We start from the raw sequence: 17,995 nt of genomic DNA on the forward strand, positions 1-17,995 counted from the left end.
GGCGGAAGAGATGAAGAATTCTATCGAGATTATTCGACCCGGCATATTGACGACGATTCAGGATTTGGGCCGTGCAGGGCAAGGCAGCCTGGGCGTGAGTACTTCCGGTGCGTTCGACCACGAGTCCGCGGCAGCTGCTAACCGGATGGTTGTCAACGAAGAAAGCCTGGCGGTGCTTGAGTGCGTCGTCGGCGGGTTGGAGTTCCAAGTAGCGGAGGGAGCAATCATATCCTTCGCAGGAGCCCACGGTGAGGTGACTGTCGAGCAGGATGGCAAGGTCATCAAGACCTCGATGAATAGTCGAATTGTGGTCGGGGCGAAGGCAATTGTGCGGCTTGGTACCTTCGATGCAGGTCTTCGCGGGTACGTCGCGATTCGAGGGGGCATCGATGTCGCGGAAGTGCTGGGCTCGCGGTCATACGATACGCTCGGCAAGCTCGGCCCAGCGCCTTTGCAGGCCGGTCAGGTCTTGCAGGTCGGCGACCCGGAGTATTCGACGGGGTCGTCAATCGCAATTTATCCCGCGCCTCATTGGTCGAGCGAGGCTGCGCGCTTAGATGTTGTTCCTGGCCCTCGGGCGGACTGGTTTACGCGGGAAAGCGTCAGTGATTTCTTTCACGAGACATGGACCGTGACGCAAGAGGCCAACCGCGTCGGACTTCGGCTGAATGGGACTACTCTTGAGCGCCAGGTCACCCATGAGTTGGCAAGCGAGGGAATGGTCCCCGGTGCGATACAAGTGCCCGCATCGGGGCAGCCGATTATTTTCGGTCCTGATCATCCGGCGACGGGTGGATATCCGGTCATTGGTGTGTTGACGGAGCCGTCATTGTCGAGGGCCGGGCAATTGGTGCCCGGCGCGAGGGTACAATTCCGCCGGGTGCGGGCGGTATAGGTCTGCGGCTTCATTCTGCGCGATGGTGCGCCACTACGTTTGCCAGCTATGAGCGTCACACCGTTCTTCGCAGTAAAATCAGCCACCATGATTGAACACGCCTCCTTTTCTCAACTCAGTGCGACCGATGCGTATGCCATCTCGGCGTTGCGTACCGACGTGTTTTATCTTGAGCAGTCCTGTACAGAGCCGGAAATGGATTGGCGCGACCTGGAAGATACCGCAGAGCACTATTTCATCCGCGACGACAATGACTCCCGCAAGATTATTGCGTACTTGCGTGTGATTGACACGCTCGATGAGTACTCGTCGAGCTACCCGCGCACCATCGGCCGAGTTGTCGTCGATGCTGCGAGCCGGGGTAGGGGGTTGTCCTCGAAACTGCTGCAGCAGGTCATCGCTGACCACCCGGATAAGGGGCTGATTCTGCATGCCCAGACGCAGGCGAAGGCTGTGTACGCAAAAGCCGGCTTCCATGAGATCGGGGAGACCTTCATGGAAGCCGGCATTGAGCACATCACGATGGTTCGTGACGGGTCCTAGGGGAAAGTACTTAGGCTCCGATTTGTACGGCGTTGCTTGCCTGAAGTTTTAAGCGTTGACCTTCGAACTCGCCAGGATGCGGTTCAGAGAGTCGACGCTGGCCTTCGCATCGCCGATAAGCATGTCGGTGTTTTCGTTGAAGAACAACGGGTTCTGCACGCCTGAGTAACCCGAACCCATCGAACGCTTGAGAACAATCACGCGCTCAGATTCCCACACCTTCAGCACCGGCATACCCGCAATCGGGGAGCCCGGCTGCTCTGCCATCGGGTTGACGGTGTCATTTGCACCGATGACCAGGGTGACATCCACATCAGCGAAGTCATCGTTGACCTCGTCCAGCTCCAGCACGATGTCGTAGGGAACCTTGGCCTCAGCCAGCAGCACGTTCATGTGACCCGGCAGGCGGCCAGCGACTGGGTGGATACCGAAGACCACTTCCTTGCCGGCCTCACGCAGGTTACGGACTAGGTCAGCAACAGCGTACTGAGCCTGTGCCACAGCCATACCGTAACCCGGAGCGATGAGGATCTTGTCTGCATCACGCAGAATCTCGGAGGTGTCCTCGTGGCTGACCTCGGTGTGGGAGCCTTCCACGGCGCTTCCCGACGAAGCCTCGGAGCCAAAGCCACCCAGAATAACGTTGGCAAAGGAGCGGTTCATGGCCTCACACATGATGTACGACAGGTAGGCGCCGGAGGAACCAACCAGCGCACCAGTGATGATGAGCAGCGGGTTGCCAAGCATGAGACCGGTGAAAGCGGCGGCCCAGCCGGAGTACGAGTTCATGATGGACACGACAACCGGCATGTCGCCGCCACCGATGGCGATGACCAGGTGCCAGCCCAAGAACAGGCCCAAAGCAGTGACTGCAACCATGCATGCCCATGCGATGGCGCCGCCCTCGGTGCCGGTTGCGATGAAGACAGCCAGGAGAACCAGAGTGACCACCAGAATGGCAATGTTCAGAGCGTTGCGGCCCGGCAGCAGAAGCGGCGAGCCCTTGATCTTCTCAGACAGCTTCAGGCCTGCGACGATGGAGCCAGTGAAGGTCACAGCGCCGATGAAGACGCCAATGTAGACCTCACCGAAGTGGAACTTCAGGGCATCGGGGGCGACATCTTCGGCGAAGATGTAAGAGTTGAAGCCGATGAAGATAGCGCCGAGTCCGACCAGACCATTGAACAATGCAATCAGCTGCGGCATGCCAGTCATGGCAACGCGGCGTGCGCGACTGATACCGATGACACCACCGATGCCGATAGCGACAGCGATGAGAATCAGGGTAATCAGCGGCGAGAAATGAGTATCCGGCTTGGTGTCTGCGGTGACGAGTGCCTGGAAGATGGCAATGACAACGGCTACAGCCATACCGGCGATACCGAAGGAGTTACCGCGGCGAGCGGTCTCCGGCTTGGACAGGCCCGAGAGGGCAGCGAGGAACAGGACGGCGGCGACAATGTAGCCGACGTTGGACAGGCGGTAGGTCCAGTCCAGAAGCGAAGCAGTATCAATGCTAGCCATTAGACTTTATGCCTCCTCTTTCACAAACATGCCAAGCATGCGGTCGGTGACGGCGAAACCGCCGAAGATATTGATGGAGCTAACCACGATGGCCGCGAACGCGAGACCGGAAACCAGCAGGTTGGAGCTTCCCACCTGGAGAATCGCACCCACCAGAACAATGCCGGAAATCGCGTTGGTCTCAGACATCAGCGGTGTGTGTAGGCGCGGCGTGACCGCGGAGATTACGTAGAAGCCAAGCACGATAGCCAAGGTGAGAACCATGAAGTTGGCGCTCACGCTGTGCGGTGCGCTGAGCATAACCACAATTGCCAGCAGTGCCATCAGGCCCAGAGCAATCTTCGAGCCCAGGCCCGATCCCATGAAGGAAACCTTCTCCGGCGCATTCTCTTCTAATGCGGCCTGGTGGGCCTGCTGCTCCTGCAGTGGGGCAGCAGGGGTGACAGCGACCTTGATTGGCGGTGGTGGCCAGAGAATCTCAGCTCCGGTAGCGCCGGCGCCATTCTGTGGGCGAGCCTTTGTTACCGTGATGCCACGGATAATCTCATCCTCGAGATTGAGAACCGGAGAGCCATCCTTTTCCGGCGTAATCAGCTTGAACAGGTTGAAAATGTTCTGTCCGTACAGCGACGATGCCTGCGCGGGCAGACGTCCTGCAAGGTCGGTGTAACCGATGATGGTCACACCGTTGTCAGTGACAATGGTCTTGCCTGGAACGGTCATCTCGCAGTTGCCGCCACCGGCGGCAGCCATGTCGACGATGACGCTGCCTGGTTTCATAGCTGCAACATCGGCAGCAGTCAGCAGCAGTGGAGAGCGACGGCCCGGGATATTCGCGGTGGTAATGACAATGTCAGCCTGCGCGGACTGCTCGGAGTAGAGCTTCGCGGCAGCGGCAGCCTGATCATTGGTCATTTCCTTGGCGTAGCCATCCTCGGACTTCTCGGCGGCGGCCGGAATCGGGATGAACTCTGCACCCATCGATTCGACCTGTTCACCGGCTTCAGGGCGCAGGTCTGTTGCCTTAACAACCGCGCCCATAGAGTTGGCCGTACCGATCGCCGCAAGTCCGCCGACACCAGCGCCGATGACGTAAACGGTAGCTGGTGGCATCTTGCCTGCGGCAGTCACCTGACCAGTGAAGAGGCGACCATATGCAGAAGCAGCTTCGACTACTGCGCGGTAGCCGCCGATGTTGGCCATCGACGACAGCACGTCCATCGACTGTGCCCTGGAAATGCGGGGAACTGCATCCATAGCAAGGGCAGTGATGTTGCGTTGCGCGAGCTCTTCGACCAGTTCTTCGTTTCGGCCTGGCGCAAGTCGGCTGATCAGCATGGCACCGTCGTTAAGCAGTGCACGGAACTGCTCCGGCGGAGTGTCGAGCGTTACGACGATATCGCTGTGCCAGACAGACTCGTCGACAATGGTGGCACCGGCGGATTCGTAGTCCGCGTCGGTGAACTTAGCAGCCAGGCCGGCGTCAGCCTGCACGGCGACCTCGTAGCCAAGCTTGACGAGTTTGCCGACGGTCTCCGGGGTCGCAGCCACAATTGTTTGCTGGGGATCGGGTTCTAAAGGGATGCCGATTCTCATTGTGGGAGTTCTTTTCTGTTCGGGGGTTTTATTAAGGGCCATGCGCACTCGGTTGTCGGTTAACAGTGAGTGTGGGCGTGGCCACTTTCTCCTTGGTGTCAATAAGGTATGCGCTGGTGGGGAGGCAGCGGAGGCGTTTGTGGAAAAAGGTAATAAAAATATGTGGGTAACGGTGGTGAGGTGGGTTTTCTGAATCTGTGCACTCGTGGAAAGGGGGTAGGAAATGGGGGTGGTGGTGTTAATTTTGGGCGAGAGTGAACATTTTCAGCGCCCTGAATGATTGTTTGAGGGGTGAAAGGTGGGGGAGGCTATTCCTGTCTTTACGTATGTATTTACGTATTAGGTAAATTCGTATTCCTAGGTTCTTGGCAAGAGTTAAGGAAAACGATGATTGGTTCACTAAGTGTCGCCGGAAAGACCGTGTCGGTATCCCGTCAAGGGCAGGGGCGTGCGTTCTCGAAGGTGGTTGCTCTCTCGCTCGCAGCTGGTGTGGTTCTCGGCGGACAGGCGCCAGCGCAGGCGGCACCGCGCATTGGTCAGCTGCCGGACATCACTGCACGTGAAAGCACTGTTGACTACCAGAACTCGGAAACCGTGGACAAAATTGGCGGTGGTCTGGTGGATGTTATGGGTGGCGTGAACCGCGCCATCTCCGGTGGTGAAAGTGGCCATATCACCGAGCCGTTCGCCCCAGAGGCGGGGTACCTGCGCAAGGAGTTCGGAGCGATGGGCTCCCACCCAGTTGCCGCAACCCGTGAAGCAATGCCATGTGATGGTGTCGTCTACACCATCTACAACCGCGTACTGCGGGACCTCCACGGTCTCCACGGCACCACCGGCTGCTATGACGTGTTGCCGGAATCGGCTAACGCCTCCCCAGTTGGCGCGCAGCTCATTTACCCGGCGGATATCGACTCCATGGAGTCCGCGCCGCTGATGGTTCTGAGCCCTGGCATTGGTACTGAGCCAGGTATGTACGACGCGCAAGCGCGACTCTATGCAAGCCACGGATATGTCGTGGCTCTTGGCTACAACTTCACCAACTGGTTCGCGCCGCAGATGGTGCTGGCAGCTTCCGTGGCCGCAGCGGCCAATGAGGACGAGTCGACGCCACTTGCAGGCAAGATCGATTTCTCCCGGACGATGCTGGTCGGGCACTCTGCAGGTGGTGGCTCCGCAATCTTCCTGAACAACAGGATGGATAAGGCCTTCCAGGCTGCGGGCATCGATATGGTCACCCGTGGTCTGGTTGCTATCAACCCAGGGCCTTCCGACGCTGGACTGATCTCCACCCCTCCGGAGATTCCGAGCCTGGTGGCCATTGCTGAGCACGAGGACATCGTTCCTTTTGATGCCGATCGACGTGGTTACCGCGATGCTGCAGGGCCCGCCTGGGAAGCGGTAGTCACCGGTTCCTACCACGGCACCTACCTGGATGATCCGTCCAAGAATGTGCTCGGCTCGATGGTGCTGTCCTTTAGCGAGTATGTGCTCGACGGAACGAGTCGAGCAAAGGCTGTCTATGAGGGTGCCAACTATGGCCTGGCCACTGACTCCGAGCTCAAGGACGTTCAGCGCAAGGGCGTCTAGAGCTGGCTACTCCATCGACTCTGGAATCAGCTTTGCCGCAGCCTCGGCGATTGCCTTGCGCTGCGCTTTCGTGAGCTGATTGCCATTGAGGTAGTCGTTAGCCCAGAGTCCATCGGAAATCATTTGGACAACGTAGGCCATGCAGGCATCCTGGTCGGTGGCAATCCGTTCTACCGGCGGATTCCACCGGCGCAAAAGGCGCGTCCAAATCTCGCGTAGCTCCGGGTCGGCGGCAGAGTCGATGGACATGAGTAGCTCGGCCCTCGTTGCCGTATCCAGCGAGACCTGGAGGTTTGCGCGTAGGCGGTTGGCGGGGGATACCTCCTCCGCAGGTCCTCCTGCGGCTTCGATAAGCTCCTCCTCCCATAACTGCGCCATGTGCTCATGGACGCTGCGGATCATGTCTTCACGGGAGGGGAAGTGGTAAATCAATCCTGATTTACTCATTCCGCATTGAGTTGCAACATTTTCGTAGGTGACCTCGGAAAAACCGCTTGTCTCGATAATCTCAACGATTGTGTCGAGGATGGCAGTGCGCTTACTCGTGCGCATATTCAGTCTCCTTCGGGTTGCCGCGGAATGCCACCGCAGTCGCAATCGCTGCAATGACAGCAACGACAGCCAGGATAATCAAAATGGCCAGGTAGGAACTGTCGAGGCCGGCGCGGGCGCCGTCGTTAAGCGCTGGCGTGTGAAGTGCATCGGTGAGTGAGATGCTGGCGTCGACAGGCGTAAACAGGGTGTAGAACATAGGCAGGAGACTGCCTGTGATTGCGACGGTAATCAGTGTGCCGAATTCGTAGGACACGGATTCCATCGCCGCCGCCATACCTGCCTTTGACCTCGGCGCTGAGCCGATTATCGCAGTCGACGACACCGACATCACAGAACCTGCGCCCGCGCCGAGCAGTATCAATCCCGCGATCATGAGCGAGAAATTGCCCGAGGAAACGCCGTAGTACATGCCTGCCAGTCCGACGGCGTTGAGGAGGAAGCCGCCGGTGATAAGCGTGCGGAAACCCACTCGATGGAGCACCATGCCGCCGATGACACCAACTGGCAAGGACGCCAGTGCCGCGGTGGCAACTAGCAAGCCCGCGTCGAGTGGTGTGTATCCGACGGAAATCTGGAAGCGCTGCGTCGTCATCAATTCGGCGCCTGCCAGGACAAACATGGCAAGCGCTGCTGCCAGCACGCCACCGGAAAACATCGGCGAACGGAAGACCGAAAAGTCGATGAGGGGTTCGGTAAGACGTGCCTGACGACGCTGAAACAGTGCCGCGCCCACTAGCCCACAGGCGATAGCTGCGACGATGACGGTGGAGGAGCGATGGCCGGCGAGTTCCTTGATGAGCGAAACCAGGCCCAGCATGGCCAGCATCGCGTAGAGGCTGGTGAGAAAGTCCCAGCGCTTGGCTGGGTTGGGCTGATTTGGTGGAGCGAAAATCAGCGTGCCAATGATTGCGAAAACTACGACAGGGATGTTGATAAGGAAGATTGAGCCCCACCAAAAGTGCTCCAACAGGAAACCGCCGACGACGGGGCCAGCAGCGGCACCCAGTGTTGCCGTGGCTGACCAAATGCCAATAGCCGTGGCAAGTTCACGAGGGTGGTGGAAGGTCTCACGTAGCAGTGCGAGAGTGGCCGGCATCATGGTCGCGGCGCCCAGTCCCAGGCAGCCTCGAGCGATGACCAGGGCCCAGGCGTGCGGCGCAAAGGCCGCGGCCAGGGAAGATAAGCCAAAAATCGTCAGGCCCACAAGAAACATCTTGCGGTGACCGATGCGGTCGCCCAGAGTGCCAGTGCCGAGGAGGAGTGCGGAGATCACCAGTGGGTAGGCGTTGATGATCCACAGGCCCTCCAGCTCGGTTGTGTGGAGCTGCTCGCGCAGAACTGGCAGGGCAGTGTAGAGCACCGAGTTATCTATGCCGATGAGTAGTAGGCCGGCGCTGATGATAGCGAGGAAGGCCCACCTGTGGGTGACTGGAGTGGGCGGATTAGCCCCCGTGTAAGCGGTGTGGTCGGTACTTGTCATTCCAGTAACTGTAACGAACGTTCGGTTTAGTTACAACTTTTGGAGAGCGACGATTTAGGCCTAGACCTTCAACAAAAGTACGCCAATCCCGACCAAAGGGCCGGTGAAAAAGTGTCTAAGTTGAAGGCGTTGTTGAGGTACGAATTCACGGACGCCGTTCGATCCCCCGTGGCGCCCGAGCGGGTAAAGATCAGCTTGGACGCGCTGACTTTACGCTCGGAGCTTTACGCTCGGACGTTGTGGCCTATCACCGCCGGGATAGTGATTGGCGCATCCCCGAAAAGCTCCTTCTGGTATTCGTTCTGCTCGAAAGCGCCGGCATCGTTATCCCTGATGGTGGCCACATTTGTCAGTTTGCGTGCCGACGGTGCGGAGTCCTTTTGGAGCAGTCCGCCACGGTTGCCCGCAGTGGTGGCCGCGAAAGTCCCTGCACCACGGTTTCCAGCAGCGGTACCCGCGATTCCGCCAGCAGCACCCGTAGCTCCGGTAGTAGCACTGTTGCGCGCACTGATTAGGGAATTCATCAATCCACTTCCGCGCTGTGCAGTGCTATTCGAGGTGTTTGGCAAGGCAGAACCAGTTACCCCGACACCCAAGCCGGTTCCCATCCCGCGACCCGCTGTTGGTGCTGGCATACGACTGGGGCTCGAAGTCAGAACTCCCGAGGCTGGTGGGCGGGAGCTTGCGTTTCCAGAAGACGGCAGGGGCGGGATATTGCCCGCTGGTGTGAGCCCCGGAGTGCGTCCTGCACCGAGGGAGCCAGCCGGTCGGTTGCCGTGAACTCCGTAAGGTGAAGATGCTTGCGGTGATGTGCGTTGAAGTGGGGCGCTCGCGCCCGAAGGAGCGACCATGGCTGGATTCGCCGCGTTCGATTGAGCCATGCCTGATGTACCGGTCGGGGAAGTTGGCGAGATTGTGGAGCTCGTTGGGCTGCTAGGTGATGCGGGGTGCACAGGGGTAGCAGACGGATTAGTAGGGTTCGACAAAGTCGAAGTGCTCGGTTGAGCCTGCGAAGGAGCGGGAGCACTCGCGGCTGTGGATTGTGGTGTTGGAGAATCCGGAACAGTTGAGGTGGCGCCAACTGGTGCGCTGGCGGCCTGCATGCTTCCAGTCATCCCCGCAGGCGAAAGACCGAACTGACTAGTTCCAGAACGCCCGGCGACTGTGGCCCCAACGGAAACCTCGGCAGTCACACCACTTCCGGCATCGGCAGAAACCAGGTTAGGAATTCGAGGAATAGCGGTCTGTAGCTGTGCGGTATACGGGCCAGAGAGAAAGGCTGCTACCTCGGCCTGTTCAAAAGCCTTTTGCGCGCCAGGGTTTGGGAGTGCCTTGGACTCGGCCTCAATCGCAGATAGTGCATTGACGGCCATTGCCTTAACGGACGGCAAAACGGCAAGGTGTCCGGCCATGACCTCAGATGCGGTGGCGATGCTGGTTGCGCGTGCGGCCAGACCTTTCATTGTTGAGTCAGCAGCAGAGAAGACAGCACCGCTGTTGCTCGACACCAAGCCGGATGAGATGGAGGTTAGATTGCTGGCCAACGTGGTCATAGTTTCGGCGAAGTTGTTCCAGTAGGCGATTGCCTCGGCTACGGCACCGTCGTTTGTCGAGGAAAACATGGATAGTAGGGACTTCGCATCAAGACCGAGTTCCGCAGAAAGTGTGACTGGCGCGAAAGTGAGACTTCCAGCTTCAAACATTGGCCGACGCTGAAATACACCGCTTGTTCGCGCTACTTCGGCAATGGAAGCACCGTCACCATTGAACGGGTTAATGCTTCGAAGGATCCGATTCATGGTGGATTCGTGCTCAGTAATCACGCGACGGAAGTCAGCGAGATTTGTTTGCGCCCACGTGAGCTGTTTGCCCAGAGACAATCCGACGGCGGCAGAGCTTCCCGTACTGCCGGAAATTGCGAGACTGTGTTCTGTCGCCACCAGCTGGAGTGACGGAACCTGTGAGTAGCCGGCCAAGTTGGGCTGCATAAATCTGGAACCGCTTGCTAGAACATTCGTAATACTGAACTTCTGGATTGCAGAGTCGATTGTTGGAATTACGGCATGCATCATGATTCTTCCCCCAAGTAATCAATTAACAGCTCATTTACGGGAGCACACAGTTGGTGCTGTGGGTCAGGGCTATCTTGTCCGGTTGTGTCGATAACGAATCCGAGGGCCCCTTGCTCTGTTTCGACAGAAGCAATACAGGCGGAACTTCCTAGCGGTTCTGTTTGAGTGAATGTCACCCAATTGAAAATCCCTTTGTGATGAGCCAAAGGCTCGGCACTGTAGCGTTCGAGTTGTGAATGAGCGACCGCAGCATGCCAGATGCTCAGCAGGCCGGAAGCGTCGGATTCGATAACGCAGCCGATCTGTTTATTACCTTCGATTCGGCCCTCCATGTACGTCTGCTCCCGGAACCCCAGCCTGTCTAAGCGCCCCATAATCTCAGGGTCGTCACACGGATTGGTCAGGACGAATTCGGGTGCGTCGTAGTTGTAGTGCCCATCGGGACCAAGTGGAGCATCACCGGGCTTCGGCGGATTGTTGGGTGGAAGCACACCCGCAGGTAACGTCACGCCCGAGTCAGTAGTGATGGTTGTCGCATTGTCGCCGACAGGTTGAACGTCCTCGCCGGATGCCTCGGTCGATGCGCAACTAGTCCCCGTTACTCCCCATAGAAGTGCTGACACTAGGGCGGCAGTAGTCGCCTTTTTCAATTTTCCCTCCCCAAAGAATTTGTGTGAGAAAGATATAACACCGCGTTCACAATTGCGCTTGCTGAGAAGCCGAAAAAATAGACCGACTGTGGATAACTTTTTAGGGGTGTGGACAACGCGGTCGCCGCGAAAAACAGCGCCGCTGCACAGCCGCAACCTGCACCTTTAGGGTGTGTTCTCCGTGCCGTCGTTAAGCATTGGCGGCAAACGTGGGTGTAATGACCGAAGTAATCCGAACGATTGGTTAGACTATGAGGCGCATTACAAAACCACGGGAGTGCCAACCGAAATTCCGGCACTGAGAGGACGCTAGGAATCGAGCGTCGACCGGACGAACCTGAATCTGGGTAATACCAGCGTAGGAAAGGGATGTGTTGCTTCATGGCCGCACGTGTATCTGTATCCGCTCCGCCGAAAGAGGGCGAGGTTACAACTGGCCCGATTTACCGCAGTAACAAGCATTACGACGAGGTTGCGTTTAGCAACGATTTCGGTGAGGCGAACCTGCGGATTCCAGTTCGTCGAATCAATCTGACGGACGGTACTCACTTCGATGCTTACGACACCTCGGGTATCTACACCGAGGAAAACCCGAAGCTGAACCTGAAGGAGGGTTTGGCTAAGACTCGTGACTCGTGGCCGAAGGCTCCGGCAGTGCCGGCGGTTGCGGGCTCTGAGGATGCACCGAAGGTCAAGACGCAGCTGGCATGGGCGCGTGCGGGAATTGTCACCCCGGAGATGGCTTTCATCGCCGCTCGTGAAGGTGTGGATCCGGAAGTTGTGCGCGAAGAGGTCGCTGCGGGTCGTGCCGTGATTCCGGCCAACCACAAGCACCCGGAGACTGAGCCGATGATTATCGGCAAGCGTTTTGCCACCAAGATCAACGCAAATATCGGCAACTCGGCCGTGACTTCGTCCATCTCTGAAGAGGTGGAGAAGATGGTGTGGGCAACCCGTTGGGGCGCGGACACCATCATGGACCTGTCCACTGGCAAGGACATTCACGAAACCCGCGAGTGGATTCTGCGTAACTCCCCGGTGCCGGTTGGTACGGTGCCGATTTACCAGGCGCTGGAGAAGGTCAAGGGTGACCCGGCCAAGCTGACCTGGGAAATCTACCGCGAAACCATCATTGAGCAGTGTGAACAGGGCGTGGACTACATGACCGTTCACGCGGGTGTGCTGCTGCGCTATGTGCCTCTGGCCGCCAACCGCGTGACAGGCATTGTTTCCCGCGGTGGCTCGATTATGGCCGCATGGTGCCTCGCGCATCACCAGGAGAGCTTCCTCTACACCCGCTTCGCTGAGCTGTGCGACATTCTGGCGCAGTACGATGTCACGTTCTCCCTCGGTGATGGCCTGCGTCCGGGCTCCATTGCCGACGCTAACGATGAAGCCCAGCTGGCTGAGCTGCGCACCCTCGGCGAGCTGACCAAGATCGCTAAGTCCCGCGGCTGTCAGGTCATGATTGAAGGTCCAGGCCACGTTCCGATGCACAAGATCGCCGACAACGTGAAGTGGGAAGAGGAGTGGTGTGAGGAAGCTCCGTTCTACACCCTCGGCCCGCTGGCAACCGATATCGCGCCGGGCTATGACCACATCACCTCGGCTATCGGTGCGGCAATCATTGCGCAGGCTGGCACCGCCATGCTTTGCTACGTCACGCCGAAGGAGCACCTGGGGCTGCCGAACCGCGACGACGTCAAGGTCGGCGTGATTACTTACAAGATTTCCGCGCACGCCGCCGACTTGGCGAAGGGGCTGCCGCGCGCTCAGGAGCGTGACGACGCGCTGTCGAAGGCCCGCTTCGAGTTCCGTTGGCATGACCAGTTTGCACTGGCTCTGGATCCGGACACTGCGCTGGATTACCACGATGAGACTCTGCCTGCAGAGCCGGCAAAGACTGCGCATTTCTGTTCCATGTGTGGTCCGAAGTTCTGCTCCATGCGTATTTCCAAGGATGTACAGGACTACGCGAAGGAACACGGCCTGGACTCCGTTGAAGCGATCGAGGCCGGCATGGCTGAGAAGTCCCAGGAGTTCGCTGATCAGGGGAGCCGCGTCTACCTGCCGATTACCGCGGAGTAGCTGGTTGTCTTAGAAGCTGCTGAAGTAAGCCGTGGTCGAGCTCTATTGGGCTTGGCCGCGGTTTTCTTTTGCTTTCAGCTATTTCTGCCGGCCTCAGTGTTGAGCCTCAAACGGGGGAGGGTAAGGCGCACCTTCATAAAGGCGTTAGGTAAACCTAACTAGTGGGGTGTACATTGCTTATATGCACAGCCTGAGATTCCTGACTTTCGATAATTCCCACCGCCATCTCGCAGGTGCTCGCAACACTCGCAACACTCGCCGTTCATTCAGCTCTGAATCATCCACGGTTGGAGAAGACGTGCGTCGACCGGTGGGGCGGGGTGCGCGCAGAGCTGCGACTGCGGTTTCGCTGTCCGGCGCCATGGTTCTTTCGGCGTTTGTGTCCCCGGCAATGGCTGAAACTGCGAAGCCAATCGTGCCGGACAATTTTCCCAATGTGATTAATCCAGCGGAGAACTTCCAGCCGCAGGATTCACAGTATGTCGAATCCCCGGAAGTTACTGTCACTTTTGAGGACGGCACACCAGCTGAAGGTGCCACGGTTCATCGCGGCGATGTTCTTATTGTTCGCGGCAGTGGTTTCAATCCGTCGGCCAACCGTGGTGGTTACCCGCTTCCAATTCCTCCGGGTGTGCCCAATGGTGTTTACGTTCTCTACAGTGCGTTCCCAGACTCGTGGAAGCCAAGTGAAGGTGCTCCGTCTTCGGCGCGGAAACATCCACACGACAACATTGCCTGGGTCACGCCGGCCGGAACTCTCGAGGCCATACCGAACCAGGGCGTCGATATGCGGCGTTCTATCGCTCGTCAGGCTACCCCGATGACAGATGACGGCAGTTTTGAAGCCCGCATTGTTGTTGACCCGCCAGAGACCCCAGCTGGTGAAAACTGGGGTATTTACGTCTACCCGGCAGCCGGCTCTATTAATGAGGCCGAGGAAATCTATATTCCGTTGAATTATTCGGATGCTCCGGGCAAGAATGCCCCGGCTCCCTCCAGCGAGGATTTAGTAATTTCTGTATCTGCGCTGGAGAAGGTATTCGGCGCACTGGGTGGCGGAGTCACTGCTAAGAACGGTGCTCTAGAGCCTGAGGACGGTGTTGTCTCATTCACCCGCGACAATGACAACAGCGATGCCGAAGGGGAGAGCTACCGCGGAGAAGTTCACTTCACCGCGAAGTTTAGTCTGGTTCATGTGGTCGTTCGTAATCCGCGCATTGAGGACGGCCCGACCGGAAAGATTATTACGGCAGAGGTCTCGCAGGGCTACGATGTCGGTCCGGATGAGATGGAGCGTATGCCCATAGCCGCTGTTGTCAACAGTGATGGCGATCAGCTGATCACGACCATCGGCACTATCTCGCAGTTCCGGTAGTCCCTCCGGTCATCATGGCCGCCAATTGTTGTCCACCTGGCACTTCGTTCAAAGTAAGCCGTCATACCTTGCGGGTTCTTGTGGGGTTGTAACCACTGCCGTATTGGAATCACTACATTAGATAGAGGCGCTTACCAGCGATGAGGAGGAACGTGGGACGGCATAGTCGGGCAGAAGGACCGGTGTCACAGGATGGGGCATCGTCACAGGTTGCGGAGTCGCAACGTGCTGTTGCGGAGTCTCCGTCGCGGGCCTCGCGAAAAATATGGGTTCGCAAACCCAATCAGGTCCCTGCGCTGACGCAATCGCCTGTGATGAGCTGGCCTCTTATGCTGGTCTCGCTGCTCGGTGGTCTTGCCTCGCTGCTGGCCTGGAATGGCCGCACCCAGCCGGACGATTGGGCGTCGCTCTGGGTGGGCGGGCTACTGATGGACAGGGGACTTGAGTCCCATCTCTATGATGCCGATCCAATCGATTTCACCGCCATGAGTGGAGAGGTCTGGCCACGCCTGGCGCAGGAAGTGTCTGCGCCATTTACGCATCCCTTTGTGCAAAACCCTTTGTTTGCAAAGGCTCTGGGAGCGATATCCCACGTCATGAGCTTTGAAACCTCGGTTGCTTGGTTGCTGTTTCTTTCCGGAATGGCCGTCGTGGTCCTGGTCGCAGCTTCCTACCACCTGTGGTTTCGGTCGACCATGCCCTGGGGTATCGCAGCGCTGGTTACCGCATGCGTATTCGCCCTGCCGACCACTCTTAATTCGTTCTGGATTGGTCAGACGACACCGCTGATTGTCGCGGGCGTCGCCTATGGGCTTGCCGCCTCGCGCACTCGTCCTTGGCTCGCGGGCATCGTCCTCGGCATCGTCGCATCCATTAAATTGACTCCGTATGCGCTTATCGCCGTGATGCTCTTTTTCGCTTATCGACGGCGCGCAGCCCTCTGGTCGCTGGCCACCACGGCGGTACTGGCGATCTGGATGCTTATCCGCATTGACATGCCGGTTATTTCGGACTGGATTGACCGAATCGACGACATTGGTGCGTCGGTCTTGGTCGGTGGTGCGAATCAGTCGTTGGCGTCGACTTTAGCCACAGACCTGGGCAATCCTGATTTATTAGTAACAGTGGTGCGTGATTATCCGAGTCACGTGAAAACGATTCCACTGTGTATTGCGCTTGGCGTGGTGTTGATGGTCACCGCAGTTGCGTGGTTGAACCCGGTCTACCGGTTTGAGTTTCTAATCACCGGCGCGTGGCTTATTGCAGCCACATTCTCATCGATTCTTTGGACCCACTACATGTTGATGCTGGTCACGCCTGTGTTCGGTTTGGCCGCCATGGCGCGGACCCGATTGACCAGACAGTGGCCGTATATCGGTATTGCGTTGCTAGTGGTCCTGCTGACGTTCCCTGTGACAAACCCGATTGCTGCTACGCCGTATACCGGCGGATTTGTGTACTCGGGGATTACTGCGATGCTCTTGACGCTGGCATTGATGCTAGTTGTTGGTGGCTGCCACGCGTTTGCGGTACATCGGTACGGCGATCGTGATGCAGGCGAGGTTGGAGCTGGTTTTGGCAGTGAATTAGCTGCCGCGGAGACGTTGAAATTTCCTCAGCCAGAGCCAATGGTCTTATTCGACTTGAGGAAGCGCTAAATTTAGCGGCTCAGCATAGAGACGATGTCACGGGCGGACATGTCGCTGTAGATCTCGTTTCGGGCGCTCTTAACCTGGTGTCCGAAGTGGACTGCGTTAGCGTCACTGCTGGTGTCGCGGGTAAGAGCCTCGCGCAGCGGCTGAGAGAAAAAGGCGCGCTTGGTAGTGAAAGAGCGGGGGAACAGGTTTTCAAGGCTCACGGTATAAACCCTTTCTGTGGTCGGGATCCGGTCGGGACTCCGGTTTGAGAGGTTCTGTATTCAAATGGTTTTCTTTGATGCGGTTGCCACTATATGTCTGAATATGCCCGATATCGAGTTAAAACGGGCAAAAGTGACTAAGTGGATACCGTTCCCAACATGAAAGCTGCATCACACTGTGGACCGGCTTAATGCTCGGTCACGGTCAGTTGTGGGCTCCAATACAATGAAATCCGGAATCAAATGTGAAGTAGGAGTTTGGTTATGGCTATTTCTTCGGCACCCACCCCTGAGTCCCCGGATTCAGCGGATACCTCGGACGCGGCATCGCGCAGCGTTCCGGCGGCAGCGCTCAGTCACGTTGAGGATTTAATAGATTTTGTGGCTGCGTCGCCAAGCTCATTTCATGCGGCACAACAGGTCGTTGACCGTCTGAGTGCAGCCGGTGCCACGGTCATCGATGAGCACGAACAGTGGCCAAGTAAACCCGGTGCCTACGTCCTGCGTCGCGATGGCGCTGCCGTTGCTTGGATCGTCCCGGAGACGCCGGCTGCCGATTTCACCGGTTTCCGTATTGTGGGTTCCCACACGGATTCGCCCGGTTTTCGTGTGAAGCCCAACGCGCGCACCTCCGCCGCAGGCTATGCGCAGGTCGCCGTTGAAGTCTACGGCGGCGCGTTGTTGGGAAGCTGGACCGACCGCGAAATTGAGTTCGCCGGTCGGGTAATTGATAAAAGCGGCAATGAGCACCTTGCTCGCACTGGCCCGGTTGCGCGTATTCCGCAGTTGGCTATCCACCTCAATCGTGCGGTTAACGAAGAGGGGTTGAAGCTCCACAAGCAGAATCACACTGCACCAATCATCGGACTGGATACTTTCGGCACCGATGTGTACCAGGTCATCGCCAATGCTGCGGGCCTGTCTATCGACGACATCGTCGCCTGGGACCTCATTTCCTTCGACACTCAGCAGCCGCGCACCTTCGGTGCTCACGATGAGTTCCTGGCTTCTGGCCGACTCGACAACCTGCTCAGTGTCCACTCCTCCCTGGTTGCCTTCGAGACCTTGCTCCGCCAAAACTGGAGCACGTCAACCACCATCCCCGTCATGGTCGCTTTCGACCACGAGGAAGTCGGGTCCGCCTCCACTACGGGCGCTGCAGGGCCACTGCTTGCCGACGTTCTGTCCCGCATCGCAGCGGCCACAGGCGCTGACCTGGAACGCACCCAGCAGCTCTACCGCGGTTCCATCTGTCTCTCGGCCGACGGCGCACACGGTGTGCATCCGAACTATGCAGGTGAACACGAGCCGGGGCACCAGCCGGAACTCAATGCTGGCCCAGTGGTAAAGATCAATGCCAACCAGCGCTACGCCACGACGGCGGTTGGTCAGGCCGAGGTTGTCCGAATCGCAGCGGAAACCTCCAAGCGCATTGGCCAGGAAGTGCCGGTGCAGTATTTTGTCTCTGCGAACCACAAGCCATGCGGCTCCACTATCGGCCCGATCACTGCAACGCGACTGGGTATCGACACCATCGATATCGGAGCTGCGATGGTCTCCATGCACTCGGCGCGTGAGATGTGCGGCACGATTGATCCATGGTGGTTGGCCGAACTCACCGTGGATTTCTGGGGTGCCGGACACTAGCAGCTCGCTGGCAGCGCTGAAGTCGCCTCTAGCAGGGGAGATGTCGGGGCGCTGTGGCCGTCGTGAAGCGAAAATGGGTGAGGGAATTTCCGTAGCTGCTCGTCGTGGAGCCTATTTTCTGT

General features: G+C 58.0%; 14 protein-coding genes and 1 riboswitch. Of the genes, 7 read left to right on the forward strand and 7 right to left on the reverse strand.

All coding sequences use genetic code 11. From position 1 onward, the window contains the following. Positions 1–10: 10 nt before the first annotated feature. Together QP978_RS06165 and QP978_RS06170 are read left to right on the forward strand one after the other, a co-directional pair. Positions 11–895, forward strand: a complete 885-nt coding sequence (locus tag QP978_RS06165; protein ID WP_284856969.1) for a 5-oxoprolinase subunit C family protein — start codon at positions 11–13, stop codon at positions 893–895. An 87-nt stretch (positions 896–982) separates the two neighbouring features. After that, entirely contained in the window at positions 983–1,438 is a 456-nt protein-coding gene (locus QP978_RS06170) for a GNAT family N-acetyltransferase (protein ID WP_284856970.1), read from the forward strand. Positions 1,439–1,486: 48 nt separating this feature from the next. On the opposite strand, the gene QP978_RS06175 is transcribed toward QP978_RS06170, so the two are convergent. Together QP978_RS06175 and QP978_RS06180 are read right to left on the reverse strand one after the other, a co-directional pair. After that, positions 1,487–2,962 carry an NAD(P)(+) transhydrogenase (Re/Si-specific) subunit beta gene (locus QP978_RS06175; RefSeq protein ID WP_049172682.1) on the reverse strand — a complete coding sequence of 492 codons (1,476 nt, stop codon included), beginning with the start codon at positions 2,960–2,962 and terminating at the stop codon, positions 1,487–1,489. A gap of 6 nt (positions 2,963–2,968) precedes the next feature. Continuing rightward, the gene (locus QP978_RS06180; RefSeq protein WP_101687675.1) at positions 2,969–4,558 is read right to left on the reverse strand and encodes a Re/Si-specific NAD(P)(+) transhydrogenase subunit alpha; all 1,590 of its coding nucleotides are present in this window, start codon (positions 4,556–4,558) and stop codon (positions 2,969–2,971) included. Positions 4,559–4,945: 387 nt separating this feature from the next. Between QP978_RS06180 and QP978_RS06185 the strand changes: the two genes are divergently transcribed. Next, positions 4,946–6,148 (forward strand): alpha/beta hydrolase, encoded by a 1,203-nt coding sequence (locus QP978_RS06185; protein ID WP_284856971.1) that lies wholly within the window; start codon positions 4,946–4,948, stop codon positions 6,146–6,148. Positions 6,149–6,154: 6 nt separating this feature from the next. On the opposite strand, the gene QP978_RS06190 is transcribed toward QP978_RS06185, so the two are convergent. The 4 genes from QP978_RS06190 to QP978_RS06205 all read right to left on the reverse strand — a co-directional run bounded on the left by QP978_RS06190 (position 6,155) and on the right by QP978_RS06205 (position 10,878). Continuing rightward, complete coding sequence (locus QP978_RS06190; RefSeq protein WP_049189337.1) at positions 6,155–6,700, reverse strand: TetR/AcrR family transcriptional regulator; 546 nt, start codon at positions 6,698–6,700, stop codon at positions 6,155–6,157. Beyond that, positions 6,687–8,183 (reverse strand): MFS transporter, encoded by a 1,497-nt coding sequence (locus QP978_RS06195; protein ID WP_070603281.1) that lies wholly within the window; start codon positions 8,181–8,183, stop codon positions 6,687–6,689. The genes QP978_RS06190 and QP978_RS06195 overlap by 14 nt, the downstream gene beginning before the upstream one ends. Before the next feature lie 224 nt (positions 8,184–8,407). Continuing rightward, entirely contained in the window at positions 8,408–10,255 is a 1,848-nt protein-coding gene (locus QP978_RS06200) for a hypothetical protein (RefSeq protein ID WP_069359586.1), read from the reverse strand. After that, on the reverse strand, positions 10,252–10,878 hold the full coding sequence (locus QP978_RS06205; protein WP_246822226.1) for a hypothetical protein: 627 nt from the start codon (positions 10,876–10,878) through the stop codon (positions 10,252–10,254). Before QP978_RS06205 ends, QP978_RS06200 begins: the two co-directional genes overlap by 4 nt. 288 nt (positions 10,879–11,166) lie before the next feature. Further along, positions 11,167–11,288, forward strand: a riboswitch (TPP riboswitch). On the opposite strand from QP978_RS06205, the gene thiC reads away from it, so the two are divergent. From thiC to QP978_RS06220, 3 genes are all read left to right on the forward strand, one after another. Beyond that, positions 11,287–12,993, forward strand: coding sequence for a phosphomethylpyrimidine synthase ThiC (thiC, locus tag QP978_RS06210; protein WP_049193640.1), 1,707 nt, complete (start codon positions 11,287–11,289; stop codon positions 12,991–12,993). (Overlaps the previous riboswitch by 2 nt.) Before the next feature lie 181 nt (positions 12,994–13,174). Further along, positions 13,175–14,368 (forward strand): HtaA domain-containing protein, encoded by a 1,194-nt coding sequence (locus tag QP978_RS06215; protein ID WP_246819314.1) that lies wholly within the window; start codon positions 13,175–13,177, stop codon positions 14,366–14,368. Between the two features lie 314 nt (positions 14,369–14,682). Further along, positions 14,683–16,026, forward strand: a complete 1,344-nt coding sequence (locus QP978_RS06220; RefSeq protein WP_284856972.1) for a glycosyltransferase family 87 protein — start codon at positions 14,683–14,685, stop codon at positions 16,024–16,026. A 2-nt stretch (positions 16,027–16,028) separates the two neighbouring features. Here the strand turns inward: QP978_RS06220 and QP978_RS06225 are convergent, their stop codons facing one another. Then, the gene (locus QP978_RS06225) at positions 16,029–16,226 is read right to left on the reverse strand and encodes a hypothetical protein (protein ID WP_048732933.1); all 198 of its coding nucleotides are present in this window, start codon (positions 16,224–16,226) and stop codon (positions 16,029–16,031) included. A 264-nt stretch (positions 16,227–16,490) separates the two neighbouring features. Between QP978_RS06225 and QP978_RS06230 the strand changes: the two genes are divergently transcribed. Beyond that, positions 16,491–17,873, forward strand: a complete 1,383-nt coding sequence (locus QP978_RS06230) for a M18 family aminopeptidase (protein ID WP_284856973.1) — start codon at positions 16,491–16,493, stop codon at positions 17,871–17,873. Positions 17,874–17,995: the final 122 nt, after the last annotated feature.

This window comes from Corynebacterium sp. MSK035 (assembly GCF_030232615.1).
Taxonomy (GTDB): Bacteria; Actinomycetota; Actinomycetes; order Mycobacteriales; family Mycobacteriaceae; genus Corynebacterium; species Corynebacterium jeikeium_D.